A 25,937-nucleotide genomic window follows, 5' to 3' on the forward strand; every position below is an offset into this window, starting at 1 on the left:
CTCGATCGGGGTCATGAGCCAGAGCAACAGCACCTTCCCGGTGTCGACCGAGCTCCCCGCGAAGGGCTACGTCATCGTCGACGTCTCCCGAAAGGCGTTCGACGACCGGCCGCAGCACTCGGGCGAGAGCCTGGTGCGGGGTCGTCTGTCGGTGTGACCAGGCAGGTCACGAAGGTCAGGCAGGTCGCCGGGCGACGGTGACCTGCCACGACGCGTCGTCGTGCCAGGGGTCGAGCTGCCACGTGGAGTAGCGGTGCTCGTGCTGGAGGCCGACCGCGGCGAGGTCCCGGTCGAGGTCGTCGACGCCGTAGGCGCGGTCGGTGGCGAAGCCGGCCACGAGCCGTCCGCCGGGGCGCAGGAGACCGTGCATGGTCGACAGCACGTCCCTCTCGGTGCCCGGTGCGACGAAGACGAGCACGTTGCCGGGCAGCGCCACCACGTCGAAGGGGTCGGCGAAGCCCTCGTCGGCGAGCACCTCGGGGTCGAGGTCGAGCAGGTCGCTCGCGAGGTAGGGGACCCCGAGGTAGCGGGCGCGGGCACGCTCCACGAGCCCGGTGTCGCGGTCGACCCCCAGCGCGAGGTGCCCCATCCGGGTCAGCGCCGCCGCGACCCGCCCGGTGCCGGCCCCGGCGTCGAGGACGCGGGCGCCCCGGGGGGCGAGGGCGTCGATCAGGCGCGCCTCGCCGTCGAGGTCCTCGCCCGCGTCGGCGAGGAGGTCGAAGCGGGCGACGTAGCCCTCCCACTCCTCACCGGTCATCTCCTGCTCCCAGCGGGTGGCGGGGGCGAGCGACGGGCGTGGTGGGCGACCGTGGCGGTGGTGGGCCATGGGCGGTCAGCGCTTGACGGCGACGAGCACGCCGTCGCCCACGGGGAGCAACGTGGTGGCGAAGCGGGGGTCGTCACGCAGGGCCTTGCCCAGGTCGCGCAGCGAGCGGGTCACCTCGTCGCGGGCCGCCGGGTCGGCGACGCGGTCGTGGCCCAGCATGTGGTCGACCACCATCACCCCGCCCGCCCGCAGCAGGCGCGTGGCCTGCACGACGTAGTCGGGATACTCCGACGTGTCACCGTCGACGAGCACGAGGTCGTAGGCGCCGTCGGTCATCCGGTCGAGCACGTCGAGGGCCCGGCCCTGGATGACCCGGGTGCGCTGGTGGGCCACCCCCGCGGCCGAGAACGCCTCGCGGGCAGCGCGCTGGTGCTCGGCGTCGACGTCGATCGTGGTCAGGATGCCGTCGGAGGGCATGCCCTCGAGCAGCCACAGGCCCGACACCCCGGCGCCTGTCCCGATCTCGACGACGGCCCGGGCGGCGCTCGCGGCAGCGACCATGCGCAGGGCCGCCCCCACGGCGACCCCGACCGGGGTGGCGCCGAGCTCCTCCCCGCGGTGTCGGGCGGCTTGCACCACCTCTGCCTCGACGGCGAAGTCCTCGGCGTAGGCCCAGCTCGCGGGCTTCTGTGCGCTCATGTCTCGACCCTACTGTCACCCTCGCCCGCGCCGGTGGTCCGTGGGTGACGACCCTGGGGTCGGGGGGTGGGCACCGGGGGGGACTCAGGGTCGTCCCCGATGGATAGCGGGCTCACAGGTTGGGCACAGTGGTCTCGTCAGTGTTCCGGGAACTCTGGACTGACAAGACCGGTTAGACCGGATGAGCGCCCTGCGAAAGGCTTAGGCACGTGACCGACACCCTGCCCGACACGACGGGCTCTGCCATGACCCCGTGGACCCCCCCTTCCTGGGAGGAGATCGTCACCGAGCACTCGGCCCGCGTCTACCGGCTCGCCTACCGCCTGACGGGCAACCCGTACGACGCCGAGGACCTGACCCACGACGTGTTCATCCGCGTCTTCCGCTCGCTGAGCTCCTACACCCCCGGCACGTTCGAGGGGTGGCTGCACCGGATCACCACCAACGTCTTCCTCGACCGGATGCGACGCAAGCAGCGCATCCGCTTCGACGCCCTGCCCGAGGACGCCGCGGGCCGGATGGCGACCAAGGAGCGTGGCCCGGAGCAGGCCTACGACGAGACCCACTTCGACGACGACGTGCAGCGGGCCCTCGACGCGCTGTCGCCCGACTTCCGGGCGGCGGTCGTGCTGTGCGACATCGAGGGACTCTCCTACGAGGAGATCGCCCAGACCCTGGGGATCAAGCTCGGCACCGTGCGCTCGCGCATCCACCGCGGTCGCGCCCTGCTGCGCGAGGCCCTGGCCCACCGGGCACCGCAGGGGCCGCGGGCCGCGACCACGGGCAGTCACACCTCCCGCCGCCGCCTCACCGCCCCGGTCCTGCCGGGCGGGGCCAGCCTGGCCACGGCCTCCTCCTGACTCGCACCAGATCACGCACACCACGACACCACGCACGACAGGGGAGAGGGCCGCGACAGGATGACTCGACATGTGGGAGCGCAGCTCTCGGCCTACGTCGACGGCTGCCTCGGCGCGGACGCACAGCGTGAGATCGACCGCCACCTCGTGGCCTGCCAGGTGTGTCGGCACGCGGTCGACCAGGAGCGCAAGCTGCTCCTGTCGCTGCGGTTCGGAGCCACTCCACGGCTGTCGGAAGGTCTTCAGGCGTCGTTGCTGTCGCTTGCCAGCGGTCTCGAGCTGACCCCGCTGGCCGTCAGCCCAGCCTCCCGGACGGCTCAGGTGCCCACGGTGTCGCCCAGGCGACCGGGACTGCACCGCTCGCCCCGCAGGGCGGCCGGCCTGGCCGGTTTCGCGGCCACCGCGTCGGCAGCGGCGGCCATCGGTCTCGCGGTCGCCGGCCCTGCTGTGACACCGCTGCGCACCCCTCCGGCGCGCCCGGCCGGCTCCGTGTCCGGGGCGGTGTCGGTGTCCCTCGTGGGTCAGGCGTCGGCCCCCGCACCCGCGCCGGCCACGGTGGTCGCCGACGCCTCCCTGCTCGGCGCCACGCAGCTCTCGAGCGCCAGCACCGTGCGTCCCGTCGGCGCTGCCCTGTGGACCCGCACGACAACGAGGGGTCGATGACTCCCACCTGAACGGTGGCTCAGGAGTCAGTGCGACAATGACCCGCGTCGGATCGTCCTGCACCGGGGGCGACAGGGGCGGGGCAGACCACGAAGGGCAGGCGATCCAGGTGTTCGACGTCAACGGCTGGGAGTTCCTGCTGCTGCTCGTCGTCGGCATCGTGGTCCTTGGCCCGGCCCGGCTGCCGGAGTATGCCGCGAAGCTGGCGCAGATGGTCAAGCAGGTGCGGTCGATGGCCACCAACGCCCAGGTGTCGCTGCGCGACCAGCTCGGCCCGGAGTTCGCCGACGTCGACTGGAAGCAGTACGACCCGCGGCAGTACGACCCGCGCCGGATCGTGCGTGAGGCGCTCATGGAGCCGTTGGACGACGACGACGACGCGCAGCAGGACAAGCCGGTCTCCGGCGTCATGTCGGTGCCCAGCCAGCCGGTCTACGACCCGGCCAAGCCCGTCCCGTGGGACGTCGACGCCACCTGACCCCCCGCGACACCCTGCGACTTCTTGCGGTGAGCACCGCGAATAGCGGATTTCATGTCCGAAACATCCGGCGCCTACCGCAACAGGTGGATGCGTGTGCGGGTCAGCGGCCCTTGGGGCTGAGGCCCAGCGAGCGGCCGGCGAGGCCGCGGGCCCGTGTGGCCATGCCCCGGGCGATCCCGCGCAGGGCGACGGCGGCGGGGGAGTCGGGGTGCGACAGCACCACGGGGGTGCCGTTGTCTCCGCCCACGCGCAGCGCGGTGTCGAGCGGGATCTGACCCAGCAGCGGCACGTCGGAGCCGATCGAGCGCGTGAGCGACTCGGCGACGGCCCGGCCACCACCGGAGCCGAAGATCTCCTGCCTCGTGCCGTCGGGCAGCTCGAGCCAGGACATGTTCTCGACGACCCCGACGATGCGCTGGTGGGTCTGCAGCGCGATGGCGCCGGCGCGCTCGGCGACCTCGGCCGCCGCCTGCTGCGGGGTCGTGATGACGAGGATCTCGGCGTTCGGCACGAGCTGGGCGACTGAGATCGCGATGTCCCCGGTGCCCGGCGGCAGGTCGAGCAGGAGCACGTCGAGATCGCCCCAGAAGACGTCGGCGAGGAACTGCTGCAGGGCCCGGTGCAGCATCGGCCCGCGCCACACCACCGGCTGGTTGCCGGGCACGAACATACCGATCGAGATGACCTTCACCTCGTGCGAGATGGGCGGCAGGATCATGTCGTCGACCTGAGTGGGGCGCTGCTCGACACCGAGCATGCGCGGCACCGAGAAGCCGTAGACGTCGGCGTCGAGCACCCCGACCCGCAGGCCCTGCTGGGCGAGCGAGGCCGCCAGGTTGACCGTCACGGTCGACTTGCCGACGCCCCCCTTGCCGGAGGCTACGGCGTACACGCGGGTGAGGGAGCCGGGCTTCGCGAAGGGGATCTCCTTCTCGGCCTGGCCGCCGCGCAGCTGCGTCTTGAGGGCGGTGCGCTGCTCGTCGCTCATCACGTCGAGGGTGACGTCGACGGCGGTGACGCCTTCGACGGCCATGAGCGCCGCGGTCGTGTTGTTCGTGAGCGTGTCCTTCATCGGGCAGCCCGAGACCGTGAGGAAGATGGCGAGGGCCACTCGGCCCGAGTCGTCGACCTCGACGCTCTTGACCATGCCGAGCTCGGTGATGGGCTTGCGGATCTCGGGGTCGTCGACCCCGGCGAGGGCGCTGAGCAGGGCGTCATGGGTGGGCAGGACCGAGATGGGCATGCTTCCCATGCTAGGTCGTCGGGCGCGGGCCCTCGTGGTCGGTCGGCGTCTCAGGTGCCTCGGGGGGCGTCACCTTGGTCACCTTGGTCACCTTCGACCCCTTGGGGGGCTTGGGGGGCTTGGTGACCGTCACGCCGCGGTCCTCGAGCTCGTCGAAGAGGTTGCGCAGCTCGGAGCGCACGAAGTCGCGGGTCGCCTGGTCGCGCAGGGCGATGCGCAGCGCGGCGACCTCGCGGGTGAGGAACTCGGTGTCGGCGAGGTTGCGCTCGTCGCGCGCCCGGTCCTGCTCGAGCGCGACTCGGTCGCGGTCGGCCTGCCGGTTCTGCGCCAGCAGGATCAGGGGTGCGGCATACGACGCCTGGAGGCTGAGGATGAGGGTCAGGAGCGTGTAGTTGGTCTTGCTGGGGTCGAACTGGGAGGTCACGGGCGCGTAGGTGTTCCACGCCAGCCAGGCCACGACGAAGAGGGTCATCCCGAGGAGGAACCCGGCAGTGCCCATGAGCCGGGCGAAGCTCTCGCTCAGCCGGCCGAAGTCCTCCTGCGAGTAGCTGGGCAGGAAGCTGGTCGAGGGGATGAAGCGGCGGCGGAACTCGCGCGGCTGGTCCAGCCGCGTGGACTGGGTGCCGCTGCGCGCACGGCTGCCGGGGCGCTCAGCCACGGGTCACCTCGTGCCGGTCCTCGCGCCAGTCCTCGGGGAGGATGTGGTCGAGCACGTCGTCGACGGTCACCGCCCCGAGCAGCAGGCCGGCGGTGTCGACGATCGGCACGGCCACGAGGTTGTAGGTGGCCAGCATCCGGGTGACCTGCTCGAGCGGGGCGTCGACGAGCAGGGGCTGGATGGTCTTGTCGATCACGGCGCCGACCGGGCTGTGCGGGGGCTCGCGCAGCAGCCGCTGCAGGTGGACCAGGCCGAGGAAGCGGCCCGTCGGCGTCTCGAGGGGCGGGCGGCACACGAAGACGGTCGAGGCCAGGGCGGGCGAGATCTCCTCGCGCCGCACCACGGCCAGCGCTTCGGCGATCGTGGCCTCGGGCCCGAGGATGACCGGCTCGGTGGTCATCAGACCACCCGCGGTCTTCTCGTCGTAGGTGAGCAGCCGGCGCAGCGGTGCGGCCTCGTCGGGCTCCATCAGCTGGAGCAGCTGCTCCTGTTGCTCGGCGGGGAGCTCGGCCAGCAGGTCGGCGGCGTCGTCGGGCTGCATCGCCTCGAGCACGTCGGCGGCGCGCTCGGTGTCGAGCCCGCGCAGGATCTCGACCTGGTCGTCCTCGGGCAGCTCCTCGAGCAGGTCGGCGAGCTTGGCGTCGTCGAGGGCGGCGGCGACCTCGGCCCGGCGCTGCGGGTCGAGGTCGTGGATGACCTCGGCGAGGTCGGCGGTGCGCAGGTCCTCGTAGTTCTCGAGCAGTCGGGCCACGCCCTGGTCGGCGCTGCGCAGCTGCAGGCCGGTGACCTGCTCGACGTCGACCAGCACGGTCTCACCGCGGCGACGCGTCAGCCGCAGCCCCCGACTGGGGGCCGCAGTCGTCTTGCGGCAGAAGAGCTTGGCGATGACCCAGTCCTTGGTGCGACGCTCGAGCGCGACGTCCTCGACCGTGCCCTCGAAGACCTCCTCGGGGGTCGTCACCGTCACGACCCGCTCGAGCAGCTGGGCGAGCACGAGGGTCTCGTTGCTGCGCTGCTCGAAGCGACGCATGTTGACCAGACCGGTCGTGATGACCTGACCACCCTCGACCGACGTCACCCGCGTCATGGGCACGAACACCCGCCGGCGACCGGCCACCTCGACCACCAGGCCGATGACCCGCGGCTGGCGCCGGGTGGCGCTGAAGGTGACGACGACGTCGCGGACCCGACCCACGGGATCGCCGAGCGGGTCGAAGACGCTCAGCTCCGCGAGGCGCGCGACGAAGGCGCGGGTGGGTGGCACGGCTCAAGGCTATCCGTCGGGGAGAGCCCGTCCGTGACCCCCGCGCTCAGCGCGTACCGCGCCGCTTCTTCGGCCGACCGCCCAGGTGGCGCGGGTGCCACGACACGGTCGTCGCGCGGGTGGGGACGGGCGCCGTGGCGCCCGACGAGTCGTCGTACGAGCCGGGCTTCTCGAGCAGGAGCCCGACGGGGGTCAGGGCGGTCACGGCGCACGAGGTGCGCCAGCGCTCGCGCGCGCCGGCGGGTGCGTTGAGGCGCTGGGCGACGAGGGCCTCGACGACGGGAGCCCACTCGAGCCCCTCGGGGTCGAGCACCCGGGTGCGGGCGCGCACCCGCAGCAGCCGGCCACCGTCCTGGCCGCGCAGCACCAGGGCGACGAACTCCGGCAGCCACGGCAGGTGCTGCTCGCCGGCGCCGTTGACGACGTAGGCGGTGCCGTCGATCCAGGCGAACCAGCACGGCCAGGCTCGGTCGCCCGGCACGTCGACCCACAGGATCCCCGAGCGGGTCATGGCCACGCCGAGCAGCGGGTCGTCGGTCGGGCTGAGCGGCGCGGGCCCGCTGGTGGTCATGTGACGAGGGTATCCAGCCACGGGTGAAGTGCGTCATAGCCCGTCGCCGGAGGCCGCTGCTAGGTTCGCCGCGTCCGGGCCGTCGCGGCCTCCTCGTCCTCTCGTCTCAGGAGACCACGCCGATGCGCAACCCCAAGGCCTTCTACGCCCCCCTCGCGGTCGGGGCGCCGATACCGGTCCGCGAGATCCCGGCCCGGCCGTCGCGCGTCATCCACTTCTTCGACCCCAGCAACCCCAAGATGGCAGCCAAGGTGCCGGGCATGGTCGGCTCGGTCGACGTGCTGCTGGGCAACCTCGAGGACGCGGTCAAGGCCGACAACAAGGTCGCCGCGCGCGAGGGGCTCATCGCAATCGGGACGTCGACCGACTTCGGTGAGACGACCCAGCTGTGGACGCGGGTCAACAGCCTCGACTCCCCGTGGTTCCTCGACGACGTGACCGCGCTGGTGGCCGGCATCGGCGACAAGCTCGACGTCATCATGGTGCCCAAGGTCGAGGGCGCCGAGGACATCCACTACGTCGACCGGCTGCTCGCGCAGCTCGAGGCCAAGGCCGGGCTGACCCGTCCGATCCTGGTGCACGCGATCCTGGAGACGGCCCGGGGCATGGTCAACGTCGAGGAGATCGTCACCGCCAGCCCGCGTATGCAGGGCCTCTCGCTCGGCCCCGCCGACCTCGCGGCCTCCCGCCGGATGAAGACGACCCGCGTCGGTGGTGGCCACCCCGGCTACCTCGTGCGGCAGGACCCGACCGGGGGCGACATCCGGGGGGAGCGCACGGTCTACCAGCAGGACCTCTGGCACTACACGATCGCCCGGATGGTCGACGCCTGCGCGATGGCCGGTATCTACCCCTACTACGGGCCCTTCGGTGACATCGCCGACGTCGTGGCCTGCGAAGACCAGTTCCGCAACGCGTTCCTGCTCGGCTGCGTCGGTGCGTGGTCGTTGCACCCGGCGCAGATCGCCATCGCCAAGAAGGTCTTCAGCCCGTCGTCCGAGGACGTCGCGCACGCCCGCCGGGTCGTCGAGGCGATGGGCGACGGCACCGGCGCGGTGATGCTCGACGGCAAGATGGAGGACGACGCGAGCCTCAAGCAGTGCCAGGTGCTGCTCGAGCTGGCGGAGCGCCTCAGCCTGACCGACCCCGACCTGGCCGACCTCTACGCGGCCGGGGCGGTGGCGTGAGCGCGCCGGTGCTGCGTCCGCGCCGCTCGGTGCTCTACATGCCGAGCTCCAACGAGCGGGCGCTCGACAAGGCGAAGACCCTGCCGGTTGACTCCCTCATCCTCGACCTCGAGGACGCCGTCGCCCCGGACGCGAAGGAGTCGGCCCGCTCTGCCGCCTGCGTCGCTGCCGCCTCGGGGGACTACGGCAACCGCGAGGTCACCATCCGGGTCAACAGCATCGGCACCCCGTGGCACGACGCCGACGTGGTCGCGGTCGCCACCTCGGGCGCCTCCGCCGTCGTCGTGCCCAAGGTGGGGTCGGTCGCCGACGTGCACGCGGTCGTCGGCGCGCTCGAGGCGGCGGGCGCCCCGGACTCGCTGCGGCTCTGGGCCATGATCGAGACGCCCGACGCGATCCTCGACGTGCGCGAGATCGCCCGTGCGTCGGATCGGCTCGAGGTGCTGGTGCTAGGCACCAACGACATCGTGCGCGAGCTGTATGCCGCGCACGTGCCCGGTCGCGAGCCGCTGCTGACCTGTCTCTCGCTGGCGGTGCTCGGCGCCCGGGCGGCCGGCGTCGCCGTGCTCGACGGGGTCTACAACGACGTCAAGGACACCGAGGGCCTGGAGGCCGAGTGCCGCCAGGGTCGGGCCCTCGGCTTCGACGGCAAGACCCTGATCCACCCCGGTCAGGTCGAGGCCGCCAACCGCCTCTTCGCGCCCAGCGAGCAGGAGGTGGCCGACGCGCACGAGCTCGTCGCGGTCTTCGAGGAGGCCCTCGAGCAGGGCAAGGGCGTCGTGACCCACCAGGGCAGGATGGTGGAGAACCTCCACGTCGAGATCGCTCGGCGCGCCATCGCCATGGGGCACGCCATCGCGGCGCGGGGCTGAGGTCGTTAGCGTCGGCACCATGGAGCTCACAGCGGCGGTCCTTCAGAAGCGTGGCCCAGCAGGCGCGTTCGTCCTGACCGACGAGCAGGTGGTCGAGCTGGGAGCCGGGGCGAAGACCTTCCCGGTGACCCTGACGGTCGGAGGGGTCACGCTGCCCCTGCGCCTGGCCCGCATGGGCGGCGAGAACCTGGTCGGCCTGTCCAGGTCGGCGCGCGAGCAGGCGGGGGTGGAGATCGGTGAGGCATACGACGTCACCGTCGTCGCCGATGCTGCCGAGCGCACCGTCGAGGTGCCGCACGACCTCACGGCGGCGCTCGCGGCGGCGCCGGGTGCGGCCGCAGCCTACGCGGCGTTGTCGCCCTCCCGCCGCAAGGAGCTGGTCCGCCGGGTGACCGAGGCCAAGCGGGCGGAGACCCGCGCCGCCCGGGTCGTGGCGGCGGTCGAGCAGCTGCGGGGGTCGGGGGCCGGCTGAGGCATCCGCTGGTCTCCCCGACACCCACCTGTCCGGCATGCCCCCGTCGGAGCGGGGGTAGAACGGACAGCGGGTGGTCGAGGAGACCAGCCGGGCCCCGGTCAGCTGGAGGCGAGACCGGAGGTGCCGAAGGTGGGAGCGCCCTGCACCGTGCCGAGGTCCCGCAGCTCGCCGTGGCGGCCGATGGCCCAGGTGGACAGCAGCCCGCCGGCGAGCCGGACATAGACCGCCCGACCGTCGGCCGCGACCGTCGTGTCGGTGCCGCCCAGCACCGTGTCGGCGGCGACCGCCGAGGTGAGCGTCAGGGCCCCGGTGCGGCTGATGGCGTAGCTCGAGAGGCTGTGGCTGCCGGTGTTGACGGCCCAGGCGGTCGTGCCGTTGGGTGCGACCACGAGCCAGCAGGCCGCCGACTGGCCGTCGGGGACGGCGGCCGAGATGACGTTGGCGGCCTTGCCGGCGAGGCGGTAGGACGACACCGACCCGGTGCCGGCCTCGGAGACGAGGGCGTTGCCGTGGGTGTCGAAGGCGAAGCCGTAGGGCGTCGTGCCAGCAGACACCGTCGTCGAGAGCGTCCCGAGGGCGCCGCTCCCGCGCACGGCGAAGGTCTCGAGCGCGTTGCTCGCCTTCTCGGTGACGAGCAGCCGGGAGCCGTCCGGGGTGAACGACACCTGCGCGGCGTCGGTGATGCCCCCCGCCGGGTTGGGTGTGAGCGACCGCGTCGTGGCCGGCATGGCTGCGACGAGTCCCGTACGGGTGTAACGGAATCCGCTGACGGTGTCATCGCTCTGGTTGAGCACGTAGCCGATGCCGTCGTGGACGGTGACGCTGACCGGCAGCAGGCCACCGGACGGCACGGTCCCGCGCAGGATGAGCCCGGCGCCGGTGATGGCGAAGACGGAGACCGAGTCGCTGCCGCCGTTCACCGCGAAGAGCAGGCTCCCGTCGCGGACGACACCGCCCTGGGAGTGCAGCGAGCCGCCGGTCCCGACGCCTCCCGAGGCGACGACTCCCGCCGCTGCGAGGTGCCCGTCGGCATACTGGTCGAAGACCTGGATCGCGTTGCCGTCGACGGCGTTGGTCGCCTCGTAGACGTGACCGACCGGGGTGGGGGTCGCCGCCCGGGCGGGCAGGGCGAGGGCGGTGGTGGCGGTGAGCCCGACGAGGCCGGCGATACCGCCGGAGACGAGGGTGCGGGTGCGGGTGGCGGACATGGGGTAGGTCCTCTCGAGAAGCGAATGCCGTTGGTGGCTCTCACATCTCACGACTCCAGCCGCGTCGGCGACAGTCCTGTGGGCGCTCGGTAAGGCCCGCGTAAGCGCCCGGGTAATGCCTCCGTAACACGTGTCCGGGTAGGACAGGCAAGGTCTGCTCAGGCGAGGTGAGCCGACGCGAACCGGAGCAGAGAGGGCGCCGTCCGGCGCCAGTAGTCGGTCGGGTGCCCGCCGGGGGCGTACTGCGTGCCCGGTGGCGTCGTGAAGCCGTCGACGAAGGCGTGGTCGGCCCGGATGAAGGGGTCGCTGTCGCCGCAGTCGAGCACCACCGGCATCCGGCCGAGGGTGGCGCGCATCGCGAAGACGTCGTGGACGCGGAAGTTGTCGGCGTCATCGAAGGCGCCGGGTGCGCTGGCGCCCGGTGACGTCCACAGCGCTGCACTCATCGTGGTGACGGCCCGTACCCGGCCGCGCAGGACGTGAGGGGCGGCTCACCGCCCAGGTGACGTCGCTGCCGACGGCCTCGGAGCGGAAGCGGTGGGTGCGCACGTCAGGAGCACGCAGGGCCCGGATCCCGACCGCAGCGCCGCTCGTGAGGACGGCGGCGCCGGCCCCCGCCGAGAGCACGGCGCGACGCGTGGGTCGAAGCAGCCACGGGCCTACTCGCCCGTCCGTCCGTCGATGGCCTCACGCAGCAGGTCGGCGTGCCCGGCGTGGCGGGCGGTCTCCTCGATCATGTGCAGGACGATCCAGCGCACGTTGCCGTAGAGCCCGTCACCGTGGGCGACCGCCGCGAGGGTCTCGAGGCCCACCCCGGCCAGCACGACATCGCTCCGGGCGCACGAGAGCCGGTACTGCTCGACGAGGGCATCGGCCGTGAGGTCCCGGGCCCGGGTGAACTCCCAGTCGGGGTCGGCGTCCCAGTCGGCCCGATCCCAGGGCGGTGGGGGCTGGGCCCCCGTCATCCGCACCGAGAACCACCAGTCCTCGTTGAGGGCGGCGTGGTGCAACAGCCCACCGAGGGTCAGCGTCGACGGAGGGTGGGTCGCTCCCAGTGCGATCGCGTCCAGTCCTTCGCACTTGCGCAGCAGGATGTCGCGCTGGCCCTGCAGGAACCCGAGCAGCTGGCGGCGCTCGTCGCCGGTGTCAGGCCGCAGGTCGGGCTGGGGGTGGCTCGTGGCGTCGGTCACGACAGGCAGCGTGGCGGTCGGTGATCAGGATTGGCAAGACCTTTACGCTCGGGGCGTGGACGGGGCACCCAGGCGCGCGGCGTCGGCAGCAGACGCGCCGCTGCGCCTGACCCGTCGCGGCGCCCTCGTGCTCGGTGGGGCAGGGGTCGTCGGGGTCGGCGGGCTCGGGCTCGCCGTGCAGGCGCTCGGTGGGCCGGTGTCGGTCGCCGACCGGGTCACCCGACCGCCGGACGCCTCCCTGCCGGGCGGCTCACCCAGCTGCGTGGCGCCGGACGCGCTGGGCTCGACGGGCCAGCTGCGCGGCATACCGCTGGTCTACGACGAGTCGGGTGACCGCACGAGCTTTCGCTTCGAGCCCGGCTTCCGGGCCCGACTGGAGGCCTGGCTGCCTCGTCACGCCAGCGCGTCGGGGCTGGGGGTGCCCGCCCAGGTGTGGACGCTGGGCTCGTGGGTCGCGGGCGACCCCGGTGGGACCGGCGTCGCCGCCGACGGCACCGTCGACACGGCCGGCGGGTGCCGCTCCTGGCACAACGCGGGTCGCGCCTTCGACCTGACCCGGCTCGTCGACGGCGCCGGGACAGTGGTCGTCTCGGCCCGCTACGACCTGTGGTCGCGGTTCACCGGCGCTGAGCTCGAGACCGCACGGCAGCGCTACTGGCGCACGGTGGCCGGGCTGCACCGCGACTTCGACTCGGTGCTGACCTATCTCTACAACGACCTGCACCACACCCACGTGCACATCGACGACGGACGCATGGCCGGCACCGGTGGGTCGCTCTTCCGCGCGGGCTCACGGGTGCAGGTGCAGGCGGTGCAGGCGATGTGCTCCTTCGTCTGGGGTCGCCCGGTCGAGACGACCGGCGCGTGGGACTCCCCGACGCGCGAGGCGACCGCCGGAGTGCTCGCGCAGATCGGTGTCGGGGAAGCGCTCACCGACGGGGTCACGGCGTGGCACGGGTTCCTCGACGCGACGCTGGCCAGGCGGCCGTAGGGCGGTCGCGCCGGGTGGGCGCCGTGAGCGAGCCCACAGGTGGTGGGTCTCACAGGCAGACGGTGAGCCAGCAGCGAGGAGCGCTCGGCATACTCGCATGGAGATCTTTCCTGACACCGAGGTGGCGCTTCCCATGGCACGACTGCAGCAGACCGATGGCCTCACGGAGGAGCAGACCGAGCTGCTCGCGTTGGTGCGGCTGTTCGTCGATGAGCAGATCATCCCGGTGGCGACGTCGTTGGAGCACGCGGACGAGTACCCCACGAAGATCGTGGAGGCGATGAAGGAGATGGGGATCTTCGGGCTGATGATCCCGGAGGAGTACGGCGGTCTCGGGGAGTCGCTGCTGACGTACGCGTTGTGCGTGGAGGAGATCGCGCGGGGGTGGATGTCGGTGTCGGGGATCATCAACACCCACTTCATCGTGGCGTACCTGGTGCTGCAGCACGGCACGGAGGAGCAGAAGCAGCGGTACCTGCCGCGGATGGCGACGGGGGAGGTGCGGGGCGCGTTCTCGATGAGCGAGCCCGGGTGCGGCTCGGACGTCTCGGCCATCACGACCAAGGCCGTTGTGGGCGACGACGACACCTGGACGATCAACGGCCAGAAGATGTGGCTGACCAACGGTGGGTCCTCGAACCTCGTCGCGGTCCTGGTCAAGACGGACACGGGTGCTGAGTCGGTGTACAAGAACATGACGACGTTCCTGGTGGAGAAGGAGTCCGGTTTCGGGGAGACCGCGCCGGGGCTGACGGTGCCGGGCAAGATCGACAAGATGGGCTACAAGGGGGTCGACACCACCGAGCTGGTCTTCGACGGCTACACCACCACGACCGACCAGATCCTCGGTGGGGTCCCGGGCAAGGGCTTCTACCAGATGATGGACGGCGTCGAGGTCGGCCGGGTCAACGTCGCCGCCCGCGGCTGCGGGGTCGCGCTCCGCGCGTTCGAGCTGGGGGTGTCCTACGCGCAGCAGCGCGAGACCTTCGGCAAGAAGATCGCCGAGCACCAGGCGGTGCTGTTCCGTCTCGCCGACATGGCGACGAAGGTCGAGGCGGCGCACCAGATGATGGTGAAGGCGGCCAAGGTCAAGGATGCGGGGCAGCGCAACGACCTCGAGGCGGGGATGGCGAAGTACCTCGCGTCCGAGTACTGCTCGCAGGTCGTGGAGGACTCGTTCCGCATCCACGGCGGCTACGGCTACTCCAAGGAGTACGAGATCGAGCGGCTATACCGCGAGGCGCCGATGCTGCTGATCGGTGAGGGCACCGCCGACATCCAGAAGATGATCATCGGCCGACGCCTGCTCGAGGACTACAAGCTCAGGAGCTGACGCCGCAAGGATGGTGGCGTGACCGTGCTGTGACGACGACCCCGGCTCTCGTCTGAGAGCATGGGGTCATGAGCACACAGGCCAACACGCCCCGGATGCCACAGGCCCGCCTCTCCTTGGAGTACCCCATGTCCCTGGGGATCTTCGACAGCTACGTCGCGGCGCAGAAGGCCGTCGACCTCCTGTCGGACAAGGAGTTCCCGGTCCAGAACTGCCTGATCGTGGGCACCGACCTCAAGCAGCTCGAGCGGATCACCGGGCGGCTGACCTGGGGTCGGGTGCTTGCGGCGGGGGCTCTCTCGGGGGTGTGGCTGGGGCTCTTCGTCGGGCTGATCTTCGCGCTCTTCGACAGCGGCAACAACGTCGTGACCCTGGTGCTGTCGACGGTGCTCTTCGGTGCGGTCTTCGGCCTGGTCTGGGGCGCGATCGGCTACGCAGCAACCGGTGGCCGACGCGACTTCAGCTCGGTCAGCCAGATCGTGCCGAGCAAGTACGAGGTGCTCTGCGAGCACAAGGTGGCCGCGCAGGCCCGCGACATCCTCGCCGGTGCCGGGCTGCTCGGGCACGCCGACCTGACCTGACCGCCCCTGACGGCCGTTGCGTCCGCGTCCCGGTGGGGTAGAACCCTCCGGGACGCGGACGGTGCCGTATGCCGAGCCGCCCGGCTCAGCGCTGCAGGCGCGCGATCCAGGCCTCGACCTCGTCGGCCGAGCGGGGGATGCCGGCCGAGAGCAGCTCGTAGCCGTCGGCGGTGACGACGACGTCGTCCTCGATGCGCACGCCGGTGCCGCGCATCTCGGCGGGCACCAGCTCGTCGTCGGCCTTGAAGTAGAGGCCGGGCTCGACGGTGAGGACCATGCCGACCTCGAGCTCGCGGTCGAGGTAGTCGGCGCGGGTCGCCAGGGCGCAGTCGTGCACGTCGAGACCGAGGTGGTGGCTGGTGCCGTGCACCATCCAGCGGCGGTGGAGCTGGCCGTGGTCGACGTCGAGCGTGTCGTCCACCGTGATCCCGTCGGGCAGCAGGCCCCAGTCGTGCACCGTCTGGGCGATGACCCGGATGGCTGCGTCATGGATCTCGGAGAACTTCACCCCCGGGCGGATCACCGCCAGCGCGGCCTCCTGCGCGGCGTAGACGGCGTCGTAGATGCGCCGCTGCACGTCGGTGAAGGTGCCGTCGACCGGCAGGGTGCGGGTGATGTCGGCGGTGTAGAGCGCGTCGACCTCGACCCCGGCGTCGAGCAGGAGCAGCTCGCCCGCGCCGATCGCGCCGGTGTTCTTGATCCAGTGCAGCGTGGTGGCGTGGTTGCCGCTCGCGCAGATCGAGTCGTAGCCGACACCGTTGCCCTCGTGGCGCGCGTGGAGACCGAAGAGCCCCTCGACCCACCGCTCCCCACGGGCCTTGCTCGCCGCCTCGTGCAGGTGGGCCACGACCTCGTCGAAACCCATGCCGGTGGCCGCGACCGCGGCCCGCATCTGCTCGATCTCATAGTCGTCCTTGACCAGGCGCAGGGTCGACAGCACGGCGGCCAGCTCGAGGTCGCGCTCCGTGGCGGCCTCGGTCTGCTCCTGCGTCGTCTCCTGGGCGTCGGCCTCGCTGCGCACCTTGTCGACCAGCTGCGTGATGTCGGCGTCGGCGTCCCGCACGACCCTCAGGGTCACGGTGCCCGCGTCCTTGGCCAGTGCCTCGGGCAGGTCGTCGATGTGGCGTGCCGTGACGCCGAACTGCGCCTCGACGTCGTCGAGCGTCGGGCGCGCCCCGACCCAGAACTCGCCGTAGCGGCTGTCGCTGAAGAACTCGTCGGAGTCGCGGCCGCCCCAGGGGCGGAAGAAGAGCACGGCGTCGTGGCCTCCGCCCGCTTGTGGCTCGAGCACGAGCACCGCGTCGGGCTCCTGGTCGCCGCCGAAGCCCGTCAGCCAGGCGAAGGCCGTGTGCGGGCGGAAGACGTAGTCGCAGTCGTTGGAGCGCACCTTGAAGCCGCCGGCCGGGACGACCAGGCGCTCACCGGCGTACGACGTGCTGACCGCGTCACGCCGTCGGGCGGCGAAGTCGGCGACGGGGGCGCGGTCGGGCGTGCCGGTCGGGCGTGGTGCCCATCCCGACGCGATGAACCGGCGCAGCTCGTCGGTCGGCGGACGAGAACGGCTCTCGGACTGCTGCTGCTGCTCACTCATCCCGACATCGTGTCACGGCGCGAGCGTGCCGCAGCGGCGGGCATGGCCGCGACCGAGTCGATGGGAGCCCGTCGGCTGACGGGGGGACAGGGGTGCCGGGATTACCCTCCGAGCGCAGGCCGCGCAGCCCTTTGCCACACTGGCCCGGTGGCCGACCCGATCAGCCCTCCACCGCGCCGCCCCCGCCGACCAGCGACGGGGGCCGGCGGCGCGCGCCCGGAGCCCAGCCAGGCCCGAGGGCGCCGCACCCGTCAGGTGCTGCGGCCGACCGGCCCCCCGACCGACCGGCTCCCGGTCGTGTGGACCGGGCCGGACGGGGTTGACAGCGACCTCGCGCGTGGTGTCATCGACCTCGCCATGCGGGCGGGAGCGGCGCTGCTCGCGACCGGCGCCCCGGCCTCCGACGTCGTGGCGACCGTGCTGCGCCTGACCGCGGCATACGGGCTGCGGGGGGTGCACGTCGACGTCACCTTCAGCGCGGTGACCGTCTCCTACAACCGCGGTCCGAGAGCCGACCCGATGACGCTGCTGCGCACGGTGCGCTCGCGCTCGGCGGATTTCGAGCGTCTCGACCGGCTGCGTGCGCTGGTCATCGACCTCGGCGAGGACCCGGTGCCGGTCGACGAAGCGCGCATCCGCTTCGACTCGGTCATCGAGTCACCCAACCCCTACCGCCGCTGGGTGACCACCCTCGCCACCGGCGTGCTCGGCGCCTCCGCCGCGGCCATCCTCGGGGCCGGGCCGCTCATCGTGGCGGTCAGCCTGGCCACGGCTGCGCTGGTCGCGGTGGTGCAGCACCGGATGGCCAGGCTGGGGATCGAGTCGTTCTTCGCTCAGGCGGTGGCGGCGGCCGTGCCGACGGCCATCGCCGTGGCCGTGGCCGGCCTGCAGTCGGGATTCGGGGTGCTCGAGGGCATCCTGCCGTCCATCGTCGTCGCGTCCGGCATCGTCGTGCTCCTCGCCGGGCTCTCCGTCGTCGGCGCGGCTCAGGACGCCATCGAGGGGTTCTACGTCACCGCCGGTGCGCGCGCGTTCGAGGTGCTGGTGCTGACCCTCGGGCTCGTCGTCGGCATCACGGTCGTGCTCGCACTCGCCCACAAGCTCGGGCTGGTGCTGTCCGTCAGCGAGGGGCTGGTCGGCTCTGTCCCCCTCACCGTGCGCCTCGGGGCGGCCGGGGTCAGCGCGGCGGCCTTCGCCGTCTCCACGTATGCCGCGGGCCGCAGCGTCGTCGTCGCGGCGCTGGCCGGCGGGGTCGGGTGGGGGGTCTACGAGGCGATGGGCTCGTTCGGCGCGGGCAAGCCGACGGCCAGCGCCGTGGCCGCGTTCGTCATCGGTGTCTCCGCGCAGCTGGTCGCCCGGCGTCTGCGCATCGCGGCCATCGCGGTGACGACCTCGAGCATCGTCGCCCTGCTGCCGGGCCGCACGGTCTACCAGGGGCTCTTCCAGATCGTCTCCGACTCGGCGGGCCCCGGTCTCTACCAGGGGATCGCCACGCTCCTCGAGGCCGCCGGCATCGGGGTGGGTCTGGCCGCCGGGGTCTCCTTCGGCACGTACGTGGCGAGGCTGGTGCAGGACGGCCGCAGGGGTCGGCTCCGTCGCCGGGCCCCCGGCGCCCGCGCCTGACCCCCTGAGCCCCCTGACCCGCCCCGCCCCCACTTGCGTTCCAAACTAGGGAAACCCGCGGTTCTGTGTGTTTCCTGTGCGATAGAACGCGGGTTTCCCTAGTTTGGAACGCGAAAGGGGGGTCAGGGGGTCACTCGTGGGCGACCACGGCGGCGCTGAGGTGGGCGGCGGAGTCGAGGGTGACGGTGGCATGGGTGACGACGTCCTGGATGGCGAGCTCAGTGGTTGGCGCGTCGTTGAAGCAGGATGCGGAGCTCGAGACGACGGAGGTGCCGGTGACACCCTGGACTTGGGGGGCGGCCCACGTGGCCGGCCAGGTCAGCTCGGTGCCGATGTGGCCGGCGGCGTCGAGGAGGCCGAGCGGGCCGGGGCCGCAGCCGGTCGACCGCTGCGCGAGGACCGAGCTGCCGATCTTCCACGCCCGGTCGTAGCCGAACTGGCCGTCCCCGCTGGCTGTCCCCGAGTGGGTGAGCAGCTGGAGGGCACCGGTGGTCGTCGACACCCGGGCGACGTCGTAGGCAGACGTGCCGGTCTTGGGACACTGCAGGGTCACCTGGGTGGCGTCCCAGGTGCCCGCGGGGATGCAGGACCTGTAGCCGATCGGGTCGGCGACCTTGCGGACCGGCCGTGCATTGGTGACGTCGTAGACCGTGAGCCCCCGGGACGAGCTGCTCTGCGAGACGATGCTCTTCCCGTTGACGCTGGGGACGACGTAGGACAGGCTGCCGATGCGGTAGCGCGTGAGGACTCGACCGTCGAGACCGACCCGCGTGACGGCCAGGTTGTCGCTGTCGGGCAGGAGGACGTCGGCGGCGGAGGGGCGGCTGTACTGCGCCCAGACGACCGACCGCGACGAGACCACGTGTGACGTGCCCGTGGCGAGGTCGAACTCCAGCACACGCGACGAGAAGTCGGGGAGGTTGCGCAGGGCCAGCGCCCGCCGCCCGTCGGGGCTCACGTCGACGATCTTGACGTCCAGTGACGTCGTCGCCACGACGTGGCGGACCCCGACGGGCGAGATCATCGCGATGGTGAAGGGGCCACGGCGACCAGGGGCTGTGGTGGTCGACGACGACGTGGCGTCGACGACCCAGCCGGGGCCGACGGATGCCCGCCAGCCGGCCTGCGTGTCAGGGGTCGTGGCGGTGGTGCTGGCGGTGGCTGCGGCAACCCCGAGGGTCAGCAGGGCAGTGGCGGCCGCAGCGGTGACGGAGGTGGCGGTCGCGACGAGAAGAGGACGGCGGCGGCGGGTCGAGAAGAACATGATCGTGTCTGCTCCCTGAGTGGTCCGGCCCCGGTGACCGGTGATGCTGGGTAGTCGCCGCAGCCAGCTCTGAGGTTGCGTCGCCGCGTCGTGTTCTTTCGCGGACCCGAGGTGACGGACGGCACGCGCGACGGGCGTGTGGGCTGCTGTCGTCTCGGGCAGGATGGCGGGGAGCCCACGCGCCAGACGTCTTCGAGGGAGTACCCATGCAGTTCGGTCGCAGCTACGAGGAGTTCGAGGTCGGTGCGGTCTACAAGCACTGGCCCGGCAAGACGGTCACGGAGTACGACGACCACCTCTTCTGCCTGCTCACGATGAACCACCACCCGCTGCACCTCGACGTCAACTACGCCGCCGAGACCACGCAGTTCGGCAAGAACGTCGTCGTGGGCAACTACATCTACTCGCTGCTGCTCGGCATGTCGGTGCCCGACGTCTCGGGCAAGGCCATCGCCAACCTCGAGGTCGAGTCGCTCAAGCACGTCGCGCCGACCTTCCACGGCGACACCATCTACGGCGAGACCCTCGTGCTCGACAAGTGGGAGAGCACGAGCAAGGACGACCGCGGCATCGTCTACGTCGAGACCACCGGCTGCAACCAGGACGGCACCGTCGTCTGCGTCTTCCGCCGCAAGGTCATGGTGCCCAAGGACAGCTACCTCGCCGCCCGGGGTGGGGAGCAGCCGGGTCGCCCGGTGCTCAAGGATCCGGCGCCCAGGGCCTGACGGCCCTCCATACCGTATGGAGCGACGCGTCGTTCAGCTCGGCAAGGTGATCGGGTGCCCTCGGCCCTGCGCGTCGGTCCAGACGTAGCGCACGGGTCTCGTGAAGTCGTCCTGCGTGATGGGGTAGGACACCCGGGCCACGCTGTACCTCGCGTCGAGGGGGGTCATGGCCATGGCGACCGTCCGCCTGTCGGAGAGGGTGACCGTGGCGCGCACCGCCTGAGCCGGGCCGAAGAGCGTGAGGTCGGCCTTCGGCTCCGGATCATCCGGCCTGGCGCCCGTCAGGAAGAAGGGCAGCGGACCTCGACCCGAGGTGGACCCCACCCCGAGCACGCCGACGGCCGTGTGATCGGCCGTGACCCAGACCGTGCGACCGCCGACGCTCGCGCTCGACCCGACCCGGCCGTCCTTGCCCACGGGCCGACCGGCGTGGTCGTACCACCGGATGTCGCTGATCGGCGCCTCGCCCGTGAGCGGCTTGGAGAAGCTGATGCCGAAGGCCGTCCAGTCGCTTCCGGGGATCGGTTGCATGTCAGAGGTGTAGCCGCCGTAGTCATGGTCGGTGATGACGTCGACCGTGTGCTGGGCGGTGGCCGAGGGGATCACGCCGATGGCGTGGGACCGGTCGACCATCAGCCACGTCACGCGAGGAGCCGCGGTGTCCAGCGGGGTGGCCGACGCGCCGAAGCCGCCAGTGTGCGAGGCGCCGAGGTAGTCGAGCGTCAGCTCCCCGTGGGGGCCCCGAACGAGAGTGACGACGTGGGGCTGGGATCCGAGATCCGTTCCACTGGTTGGCTGCTCGCCGGCCTGGGGCATGAGGGAGTCGTCCAGGTGGAGGGTCGCCTGCATCGGGGCGGCCGTACCCGTGGCCGACGCGGTGGGCGCTGCACCTGCCGTCGCGGTGTCGACCTGCTTACGGTGCAGCAGCGTCACCCCTCCCGCGACAGCGGCGACGACGGCGGCAGCCGTGACCGTCACGGCGAGGCGGCGGCGCCAGACGGCCCGGTCGCGGCGACGCAGCGCCGCGCGGACGTCGACCCCGGTGTCTTCGGCGTCCCCGTCGAGGTCGACCGGAGGAAGGGCCGTGGTGAGGCGGGCCCGCAGGTCGGCCGCGGGGACCGCCTGCGACCGGGAACCGTCGCGCGGAGGGAACGTGGGCCGGGCGGGGTGCAGGACGCCGCCGGTGGGGCGGGCGAAGCCGCCGAGCCGCGCTCGGTTGTCAAGCGAGAGATCGCGCAGGGAGGTCCGGGCGCCGCTCTCGGCGGAGGACACCTCCTCGGGGGTCGTGGCGAGGAGGTCAGCAGTCTCGGTCTCGGAGAGCCCGGCGAAGAACCGAAGCACGACGACCCGCCGCTGGGTCGGGGACAACCCTGCGAGCCAGCTCAGTGTCTCCTCGCGGTGGTCGACGACGGCGGGTGTCGGGGCGCCGTCACGCGGCGACGACGCACTCCCGGGGCCGGCGTCGTGGGTCACGAGGAAGCGCAGGGCACAGGTGTGGGCCGGCGCGGCGCCGCCGGGCCAGCGCACGCAGGTCTCGACCAGGGCAGCCTGCACGAGGCTGGCTGCCCCCGAGGTCGAGCCGGTGAGCAGCCAGGCCGTCTGAAGCAGTCGCTCCTGTGCCTCGACCACGAAGCGGGTGAAGTCCGCTGCGACCTCGACGTGCGCCACCGTGCCCCCTTCGCTGTCGTTATTGCCTCACTCCCCGTACTGGGTCGTGCGGGCAGGGGTGCGAGGCGTGGTGACCGACAGCGTGGCATGGACTCCGGGGCTCGTCACTCATCCCGGGTAGGACGGCTGGTCGGTGGGGGGGGGGCTGGCTCAGCCGCCGGTCACCGGGTCGTCGTGCCGGACCCCGGCCGCCGTCGTCCACTCGACCCGGGCCAGGACCGGGGGAGTGCTGCCGCTGACCTCCGGTGACACCGCCACCGCCCAGCCCCCGAGGCGGATGGGCTCCACGACGACCCGCCGACCGTCCCCGAGCACCAGCGTCGCTGTGACTGCCTCGGGGCGCAGGCGCAGGATGAGGGACCAGCGCGACGGGGCGCCCCCCATGATGATCCGCGGATAGGCTCCCAGCGCCCCGAAGTCCTGCGTCCCCGCCATCGGCGTGGAGTAGGTGGACCCACGCTCGTCGACCCCGAGCACGGCGCCGTCCCTGGTCAGCCACACCTGGCGCCCGCCGACTCGTGTCGTCGTGCCGACGTTCCCGTCGCCGTCGACGGGCCTCCCGAGATGGTCGGTCCACAGGATCGAGGGGAAGGGCGCGTCCCCCGTGACCGGGCGGTCGTAGGCGAGCACGAAGGCGGACCACCCGGTGCCGAGCACCGGCTCGACCGCAGTGGTGTTGCCCCCGAAGTCACCCGTCGTGCCCATCGTCACCGAGCGGGCCGCCTCGTCGGGCACCAGCCCGAGCACGAACGGCGAGTCGCCTCCGTGGCCCCACGTGGCCCGTCGCGACGACTGGTCGACGCTCGACCCGATGGTGCCCTCGACCCCGTCCTGCCGCCAGGTCTCACGCAGCTGTCCCGGTTGGTCGGGATCGGGCAGGAGCGTCACGGTGTATCCACGCTCGGTCTTCCCGTTCTGCGCGATCGTCAGGTGGGCCGTGCCGACCCCCGAGGTCACGCTCGGGGCTGCGGGCACCGTTGCTGCCAGGGGCTGCCCGCCGCTCAGGGTCGTCGCCCCGACCGCCACAGCGGCCACGACCACGGCCGCGACGAGCGCGGTGCCGAGACGGCGGCGACGCACGACGCGCTCCCCGGCGCCGATGACCGCGGAGGGGTCGAGCCCGGCATACGGACCGGGGGCGGTGCTGTGCAGCTGGGTGCGCAGCTGCTCCTCGAAGGTGTCGGGCGGGGTGCTCATCGCGCGCTCCTCTCGGGCTCGGTGTGCGGGGTCGTCTTGGGAACGGCGGGGGCGAGCCCCCGCAAGGTGGCCAGCGCGCGGCTGGCGGTGGACTTCACGGTGCCCAGTGAGACCCCGAGGGCATCGGCGGTCGCCTGCTCGGACAGGTCGGCGTAGTAGCGCAGGACGACGACCTTGCGCTGCTGCTCGGGCAGCCGGGCGAGCAGGCGGACGATCTCGTCGCGGTCGTCACTGACCCCGCCGCCGCCGGGCGCGGGTCGGTCGCCGGTGTCGCCGAGCACCTCGCGCGAGCGGGCTCTCCACACGTCGACCTTGTGGTTGACGAGCACGCGCCGGGTGAAGGCGAGAGCCGTCTCGGGCCGCACCTTCGACCACGAGGCGTAGGTCTTGACCAGCGACGCCTGCACGAGCTCGCGGGCGGCGTCGCTCGAGCCGGTGAGCAGCCATGCGGTGCGCATCAGGGACGGCTCGGCCTGGCGCATGAAGGCCGTGAACTCGGCGTCACGCTCGATCTTTCCCGACCTGCTCATCCCCGGCCCCGTCCCTGTCGGTCAAGCATGGCCCACGGCGGTGGACCTCACACCCTCTACTACGGACCAGCCCGGCGAAAGGTTGAGTCCGTCGCCGGAGGGCGGTCGGTAGGGTGGCGGCCATGAGCGGGGCACGGGCGGGGCACTCGAGCACGGCCGACGGCGCCAAGGGTGCCGCCGACCGCTTCGTCTTCTTCTCCGACGCTGTCGTCGCCATCGCGCTGACCCTGCTCGCGATCGAGCTGCCGGTGCCGGAGGGGGCGAGCGCGTCCGAGCTGGCGGCCGCCTTCGCCCAGGGCTTCTCGGAGTACCTCGCCTTCGTCATCAGCTTCCTGGTCATCTTCCTGCACTGGGACGGCCACCACCGCTCCTTCCGCCATCTCACCGACAGCCCGCCCGCCCTGGTGCGGTGGCACGGACTGTGGCTCTTCTCGATCGTCCTCACCCCCTTCGTCACGAAGGCATTCACCGGCGGTGACGGCGACGGGAGCGGCTTTCCCTGGCGGTTCGGCCTGTACGCCCCCGGGCAGCCGGTCTACGTCGTCCTCCTGCGCCTGTGGCGACGCCGCACCCCTCCCACCCCGGCGCCGACCCTGGAGGACTGACGGTTGCGCATCGACCTGCACACCCACTCGACGGCCAGTGACGGGACGGAGCCCCCTGCGCAGGTGCTGCGCTCGGCCGCTGCGGCCGGGCTCGACGTCATCGCCCTCACCGACCACGACACCACTCGCGGCTGGGACGAGGCGGGGGCCGCGGTCGCCGAGACCGGAGTGGCGCTGGTGCGTGGCATCGAGATCTCGTGCGAGCGGGGGAGCACCTCGGTGCACCTGCTCGGCTACCTCACCGACCCGGCCGCCCCCGGTCTCACCGGTGAGATCGACCAGGCCCGCGCCTCGCGGGTGACCCGGCTCGAGCGGATGGTCGGGCTGATGGAGGAGGCCGGCCTGCCGATCTCCTATGCCGAGGTGCGCGCCTCGGTGCCCGAGGGCGCCACCCCGGGGCGTCCGCACATCGCGGATGCCTTGGTGCGCAAGGGGGTCGTCGCCCACCGCGACGAGGCCTTCGCCCGGTGGCTCTCCAACGACAGCCGCTTCTACGTCAGCCACTACGCCCCCGACCCGGTGCGCGCGGTCGAGCTCGTGGTGGAGGCCGGCGGTGTCGCCGTCATGGCGCACCCCTTCACCGGCAGCCCCGGGCGCCAGAGCAGCGACGAGCTGATCGCCGAGATGACCGCGGCCGGGCTGGCCGGCATCGAGGTCTGGCACCGCGACAACGACGGTGCCGGCCGCGAGCGGGGCCTGGCGCTGGCCGACCGGCTGGGCCTGCTGGTCACCGGGTCGAGCGACTACCACGGCGACGGCAAGCGCAACCGGTTGGGCGAGAACACCACTGCAGCAACGGTGCTCGACGAGCTCGAGCACCGGAGCAGCGGGGGCACGCCGGTGCTGCGGCCCTGAGCGGCCGGCGACCTGCCACACTGGCGGCGTGCCTCCCTCGAAGCGAGCCCGCAAGAAGCGCACCGGCGCGACCGTCGTCTCCGTCGCCAACCAGAAGGGTGGGGTGGCGAAGACCACCTCGGTCGCGAGCCTGGGGGCGGCGTTCGCCGAGCTGGGCAAGCGGGTGCTGCTCGTCGACCTCGACTCGCAGGCCTGCCTGACCTTCAGCCTCGGGGTCGACCCCGACGCCGTCGAGATCTCGGTCAACGAGGTGCTGCTCGGTCAGGTCGGTGTGTCCGACGCGGTCATCGCCACCGACGACGGGGTCGACCTCGTACCGTCCGTCATCGACCTCGCCGGGGCCGAGGCCCAGCTGCTCGGCCGACCGGGTCGGGAGTACATCCTGCGCACCGCCCTCGAGCCCGTGCTCGGCGACTACGACGTCGTGCTGCTCGACTGCTCACCCAGTCTGGGGGTGCTGACCCTCAACGCCCTCACCGCGTCGCAGGGCCTGGTCATCCCGATGATGTGCGAGATGCTCAGCCACCGCGGCGTCGGGCAGCTGCTCGACACGGTGGCCGACGTGAAGAAGATCCTCAACCCCGACCTCGAGGTCCTCGGCATCCTGCCGACGATGTACGACCGGCGCAGCAACCACGCGCAGGCCGTGCTGGCCGACGTGGGCGACCGCTACTCGCTGCCGGTGCTCTCCCCACCGATCCCGCGCACCATCCGCTTCGCCGAGGCGCCAGGGGTCGGCCGCTCGATCCTCGCGACCGCCCGCACGTCCTCGGCGGCCCAGGCCTACCGCGACGTCGCCTCCTCGCTGCTCCCACACCTCTGAGCGAGTCCGACGGG

At 72.1% G+C, this 25,937-nt stretch carries 29 protein-coding genes; 15 read left to right on the forward strand and 14 right to left on the reverse strand.

Translation table 11 applies throughout. The annotated features are described in order from the left end of the window. The first annotated feature begins 13 nt into the window (after positions 1-13). Positions 14-157, forward strand: a complete 144-nt coding sequence (locus V3N99_16070; GenBank protein MEO3938255.1) for a hypothetical protein — start codon at positions 14-16, stop codon at positions 155-157. Between the two features lie 18 nt (positions 158-175). On the opposite strand, the gene V3N99_16075 is transcribed toward V3N99_16070, so the two are convergent. Both V3N99_16075 and V3N99_16080 read right to left on the reverse strand, forming a co-directional pair. After that, complete coding sequence (locus tag V3N99_16075) at positions 176-826, reverse strand: class I SAM-dependent methyltransferase (protein ID MEO3938256.1); 651 nt, start codon at positions 824-826, stop codon at positions 176-178. Between the two features lie 6 nt (positions 827-832). Then, positions 833-1,465, reverse strand: a complete 633-nt coding sequence (locus V3N99_16080; protein ID MEO3938257.1) for an O-methyltransferase — start codon at positions 1,463-1,465, stop codon at positions 833-835. A 245-nt stretch (positions 1,466-1,710) separates the two neighbouring features. Here V3N99_16080 and sigE point away from each other — a divergent pair, with 245 nt between their 5' ends. The 3 genes from sigE to V3N99_16095 all read left to right on the forward strand — a co-directional run bounded on the left by sigE (position 1,711) and on the right by V3N99_16095 (position 3,466). Then, positions 1,711-2,325: an RNA polymerase sigma factor SigE gene (sigE, locus tag V3N99_16085; protein ID MEO3938258.1), complete on the forward strand. Its 615-nt coding sequence runs from the start codon at positions 1,711-1,713 to the stop codon at positions 2,323-2,325. A 60-nt stretch (positions 2,326-2,385) separates the two neighbouring features. Continuing rightward, on the forward strand, positions 2,386-2,988 hold the full coding sequence (locus V3N99_16090) for a zf-HC2 domain-containing protein (GenBank protein ID MEO3938259.1): 603 nt from the start codon (positions 2,386-2,388) through the stop codon (positions 2,986-2,988). 109 nt (positions 2,989-3,097) lie between these two features. Then, positions 3,098-3,466, forward strand: a complete 369-nt coding sequence (locus V3N99_16095) for a twin-arginine translocase TatA/TatE family subunit (protein ID MEO3938260.1) — start codon at positions 3,098-3,100, stop codon at positions 3,464-3,466. Positions 3,467-3,569: 103 nt separating this feature from the next. Here the strand turns inward: V3N99_16095 and V3N99_16100 are convergent, their stop codons facing one another. From V3N99_16100 to V3N99_16115, 4 genes are read right to left on the reverse strand one after another with little or no spacing between them, the layout of a single operon-like run. Next, positions 3,570-4,712, reverse strand: coding sequence for a P-loop NTPase (locus V3N99_16100; GenBank protein MEO3938261.1), 1,143 nt, complete (start codon positions 4,710-4,712; stop codon positions 3,570-3,572). Positions 4,713-4,722: 10 nt separating this feature from the next. Further along, positions 4,723-5,370 (reverse strand): DUF1003 domain-containing protein, encoded by a 648-nt coding sequence (locus tag V3N99_16105; protein MEO3938262.1) that lies wholly within the window; start codon positions 5,368-5,370, stop codon positions 4,723-4,725. Then, positions 5,363-6,634, reverse strand: a complete 1,272-nt coding sequence (locus tag V3N99_16110; GenBank protein ID MEO3938263.1) for a CBS domain-containing protein — start codon at positions 6,632-6,634, stop codon at positions 5,363-5,365. The genes V3N99_16105 and V3N99_16110 overlap by 8 nt, the downstream gene beginning before the upstream one ends. Before the next feature lie 46 nt (positions 6,635-6,680). Further along, positions 6,681-7,205: a hypothetical protein gene (locus V3N99_16115; protein MEO3938264.1), complete on the reverse strand. Its 525-nt coding sequence runs from the start codon at positions 7,203-7,205 to the stop codon at positions 6,681-6,683. 122 nt (positions 7,206-7,327) lie between these two features. Between V3N99_16115 and V3N99_16120 the strand changes: the two genes are divergently transcribed. From V3N99_16120 to V3N99_16130, 3 genes are read left to right on the forward strand one after another with little or no spacing between them, the layout of a single operon-like run. Beyond that, positions 7,328-8,392, forward strand: a complete 1,065-nt coding sequence (locus V3N99_16120) for a CoA ester lyase (protein ID MEO3938265.1) — start codon at positions 7,328-7,330, stop codon at positions 8,390-8,392. Then, a complete protein-coding gene (locus tag V3N99_16125) occupies positions 8,389-9,264 on the forward strand; it encodes a CoA ester lyase (GenBank protein MEO3938266.1) in 876 nt (291 codons plus the stop codon). Before V3N99_16120 ends, V3N99_16125 begins: the two co-directional genes overlap by 4 nt. Before the next feature lie 19 nt (positions 9,265-9,283). Next, positions 9,284-9,736 (forward strand): YdeI/OmpD-associated family protein, encoded by a 453-nt coding sequence (locus tag V3N99_16130; GenBank protein ID MEO3938267.1) that lies wholly within the window; start codon positions 9,284-9,286, stop codon positions 9,734-9,736. A gap of 101 nt (positions 9,737-9,837) precedes the next feature. Here V3N99_16130 and V3N99_16135 read toward each other — a convergent pair whose 3' ends face one another. From V3N99_16135 to V3N99_16145, 3 genes are all read right to left on the reverse strand, one after another. Next, positions 9,838-10,947: a beta-propeller fold lactonase family protein gene (locus V3N99_16135; protein MEO3938268.1), complete on the reverse strand. Its 1,110-nt coding sequence runs from the start codon at positions 10,945-10,947 to the stop codon at positions 9,838-9,840. A gap of 158 nt (positions 10,948-11,105) precedes the next feature. Continuing rightward, on the reverse strand, positions 11,106-11,393 hold the full coding sequence (locus V3N99_16140; protein ID MEO3938269.1) for a hypothetical protein: 288 nt from the start codon (positions 11,391-11,393) through the stop codon (positions 11,106-11,108). A 213-nt stretch (positions 11,394-11,606) separates the two neighbouring features. After that, positions 11,607-12,137 (reverse strand): DinB family protein, encoded by a 531-nt coding sequence (locus V3N99_16145; protein ID MEO3938270.1) that lies wholly within the window; start codon positions 12,135-12,137, stop codon positions 11,607-11,609. Between the two features lie 55 nt (positions 12,138-12,192). Between V3N99_16145 and V3N99_16150 the strand changes: the two genes are divergently transcribed. The 3 genes from V3N99_16150 to V3N99_16160 all read left to right on the forward strand — a co-directional run bounded on the left by V3N99_16150 (position 12,193) and on the right by V3N99_16160 (position 15,042). Next, positions 12,193-13,128 (forward strand): hypothetical protein, encoded by a 936-nt coding sequence (locus V3N99_16150; GenBank protein MEO3938271.1) that lies wholly within the window; start codon positions 12,193-12,195, stop codon positions 13,126-13,128. A gap of 133 nt (positions 13,129-13,261) precedes the next feature. After that, positions 13,262-14,461, forward strand: a complete 1,200-nt coding sequence (locus tag V3N99_16155) for an acyl-CoA dehydrogenase family protein (GenBank protein ID MEO3938272.1) — start codon at positions 13,262-13,264, stop codon at positions 14,459-14,461. Positions 14,462-14,529: 68 nt separating this feature from the next. Then, the gene (locus tag V3N99_16160) at positions 14,530-15,042 is read left to right on the forward strand and encodes a general stress protein (GenBank protein ID MEO3938273.1); all 513 of its coding nucleotides are present in this window, start codon (positions 14,530-14,532) and stop codon (positions 15,040-15,042) included. A gap of 85 nt (positions 15,043-15,127) precedes the next feature. Here the strand turns inward: V3N99_16160 and V3N99_16165 are convergent, their stop codons facing one another. Continuing rightward, positions 15,128-16,633, reverse strand: coding sequence for an aminopeptidase P family protein (locus tag V3N99_16165; protein ID MEO3938274.1), 1,506 nt, complete (start codon positions 16,631-16,633; stop codon positions 15,128-15,130). Positions 16,634-16,780: 147 nt separating this feature from the next. Between V3N99_16165 and V3N99_16170 the strand changes: the two genes are divergently transcribed. Then, complete coding sequence (locus V3N99_16170; GenBank protein MEO3938275.1) at positions 16,781-18,256, forward strand: threonine/serine exporter family protein; 1,476 nt, start codon at positions 16,781-16,783, stop codon at positions 18,254-18,256. 130 nt (positions 18,257-18,386) lie between these two features. Here the strand turns inward: V3N99_16170 and V3N99_16175 are convergent, their stop codons facing one another. Continuing rightward, positions 18,387-19,520 (reverse strand): hypothetical protein, encoded by a 1,134-nt coding sequence (locus V3N99_16175; protein MEO3938276.1) that lies wholly within the window; start codon positions 19,518-19,520, stop codon positions 18,387-18,389. A 206-nt stretch (positions 19,521-19,726) separates the two neighbouring features. Between V3N99_16175 and V3N99_16180 the strand changes: the two genes are divergently transcribed. Further along, entirely contained in the window at positions 19,727-20,245 is a 519-nt protein-coding gene (locus V3N99_16180; protein MEO3938277.1) for a MaoC family dehydratase, read from the forward strand. A 33-nt stretch (positions 20,246-20,278) separates the two neighbouring features. Here V3N99_16180 and V3N99_16185 read toward each other — a convergent pair whose 3' ends face one another. The 3 genes from V3N99_16185 to V3N99_16195 all read right to left on the reverse strand — a co-directional run bounded on the left by V3N99_16185 (position 20,279) and on the right by V3N99_16195 (position 23,640). After that, the gene (locus V3N99_16185; protein MEO3938278.1) at positions 20,279-21,913 is read right to left on the reverse strand and encodes a sigma factor-like helix-turn-helix DNA-binding protein; all 1,635 of its coding nucleotides are present in this window, start codon (positions 21,911-21,913) and stop codon (positions 20,279-20,281) included. Between the two features lie 150 nt (positions 21,914-22,063). Beyond that, a complete protein-coding gene (locus V3N99_16190; GenBank protein MEO3938279.1) occupies positions 22,064-23,110 on the reverse strand; it encodes a hypothetical protein in 1,047 nt (348 codons plus the stop codon). After that, on the reverse strand, positions 23,107-23,640 hold the full coding sequence (locus V3N99_16195) for a SigE family RNA polymerase sigma factor (protein ID MEO3938280.1): 534 nt from the start codon (positions 23,638-23,640) through the stop codon (positions 23,107-23,109). The genes V3N99_16190 and V3N99_16195 overlap by 4 nt, the downstream gene beginning before the upstream one ends. 122 nt (positions 23,641-23,762) lie before the next feature. Between V3N99_16195 and V3N99_16200 the strand changes: the two genes are divergently transcribed. The 3 genes from V3N99_16200 to V3N99_16210 are packed head-to-tail and all read left to right on the forward strand — an operon-like array spanning position 23,763 to position 25,923. Beyond that, a complete protein-coding gene (locus tag V3N99_16200; protein ID MEO3938281.1) occupies positions 23,763-24,245 on the forward strand; it encodes a TMEM175 family protein in 483 nt (160 codons plus the stop codon). A 3-nt stretch (positions 24,246-24,248) separates the two neighbouring features. Then, complete coding sequence (locus V3N99_16205) at positions 24,249-25,100, forward strand: PHP domain-containing protein (protein ID MEO3938282.1); 852 nt, start codon at positions 24,249-24,251, stop codon at positions 25,098-25,100. Between the two features lie 28 nt (positions 25,101-25,128). Then, a complete protein-coding gene (locus tag V3N99_16210) occupies positions 25,129-25,923 on the forward strand; it encodes a ParA family protein (GenBank protein MEO3938283.1) in 795 nt (264 codons plus the stop codon). Positions 25,924-25,937 lie beyond the last annotated feature (14 nt).

This window comes from Dermatophilaceae bacterium Soc4.6 (assembly GCA_039889245.1).
Lineage (GTDB): Bacteria > Actinomycetota > Actinomycetes > Actinomycetales > Dermatophilaceae > Lapillicoccus.

Excerpts from the sequence above, each read along its gene's own strand:
- V3N99_16100 (MEO3938261.1), bottom strand. The coding sequence starts at position 4,712 with ATGCCCATCTCGGTCCTGCCCACCCATGACGCCCTGCTCAGCGCCCTC.
- V3N99_16165 (MEO3938274.1), bottom strand. The coding sequence starts at position 16,633 with ATGAGTGAGCAGCAGCAGCAGTCCGAGAGCCGTTCTCGTCCGCCGACC.
- V3N99_16175 (MEO3938276.1), bottom strand. The coding sequence starts at position 19,520 with ATGTTCTTCTCGACCCGCCGCCGCCGTCCTCTTCTCGTCGCGACCGCC.
- V3N99_16075 (MEO3938256.1), bottom strand. The coding sequence starts at position 826 with ATGGCCCACCACCGCCACGGTCGCCCACCACGCCCGTCGCTCGCCCCC.
- V3N99_16160 (MEO3938273.1), top strand. The coding sequence starts at position 14,530 with ATGAGCACACAGGCCAACACGCCCCGGATGCCACAGGCCCGCCTCTCC.
- V3N99_16200 (MEO3938281.1), top strand. The coding sequence starts at position 23,763 with ATGAGCGGGGCACGGGCGGGGCACTCGAGCACGGCCGACGGCGCCAAG.
- V3N99_16070 (MEO3938255.1), top strand. The coding sequence starts at position 14 with ATGAGCCAGAGCAACAGCACCTTCCCGGTGTCGACCGAGCTCCCCGCG.
- V3N99_16120 (MEO3938265.1), top strand. The coding sequence starts at position 7,328 with ATGCGCAACCCCAAGGCCTTCTACGCCCCCCTCGCGGTCGGGGCGCCG.
- V3N99_16135 (MEO3938268.1), bottom strand. The coding sequence starts at position 10,947 with ATGTCCGCCACCCGCACCCGCACCCTCGTCTCCGGCGGTATCGCCGGC.
- V3N99_16140 (MEO3938269.1), bottom strand. The coding sequence starts at position 11,393 with ATGAGTGCAGCGCTGTGGACGTCACCGGGCGCCAGCGCACCCGGCGCC.
- V3N99_16155 (MEO3938272.1), top strand. The coding sequence starts at position 13,262 with ATGGCACGACTGCAGCAGACCGATGGCCTCACGGAGGAGCAGACCGAG.
- V3N99_16190 (MEO3938279.1), bottom strand. The coding sequence starts at position 23,110 with ATGAGCACCCCGCCCGACACCTTCGAGGAGCAGCTGCGCACCCAGCTG.
- V3N99_16195 (MEO3938280.1), bottom strand. The coding sequence starts at position 23,640 with ATGAGCAGGTCGGGAAAGATCGAGCGTGACGCCGAGTTCACGGCCTTC.
- V3N99_16130 (MEO3938267.1), top strand. The coding sequence starts at position 9,284 with ATGGAGCTCACAGCGGCGGTCCTTCAGAAGCGTGGCCCAGCAGGCGCG.
- V3N99_16080 (MEO3938257.1), bottom strand. The coding sequence starts at position 1,465 with ATGAGCGCACAGAAGCCCGCGAGCTGGGCCTACGCCGAGGACTTCGCC.
- V3N99_16115 (MEO3938264.1), bottom strand. The coding sequence starts at position 7,205 with ATGACCACCAGCGGGCCCGCGCCGCTCAGCCCGACCGACGACCCGCTG.
- V3N99_16090 (MEO3938259.1), top strand. The coding sequence starts at position 2,386 with ATGACTCGACATGTGGGAGCGCAGCTCTCGGCCTACGTCGACGGCTGC.
- sigE (MEO3938258.1), top strand. The coding sequence starts at position 1,711 with ATGACCCCGTGGACCCCCCCTTCCTGGGAGGAGATCGTCACCGAGCAC.
- V3N99_16180 (MEO3938277.1), top strand. The coding sequence starts at position 19,727 with ATGCAGTTCGGTCGCAGCTACGAGGAGTTCGAGGTCGGTGCGGTCTAC.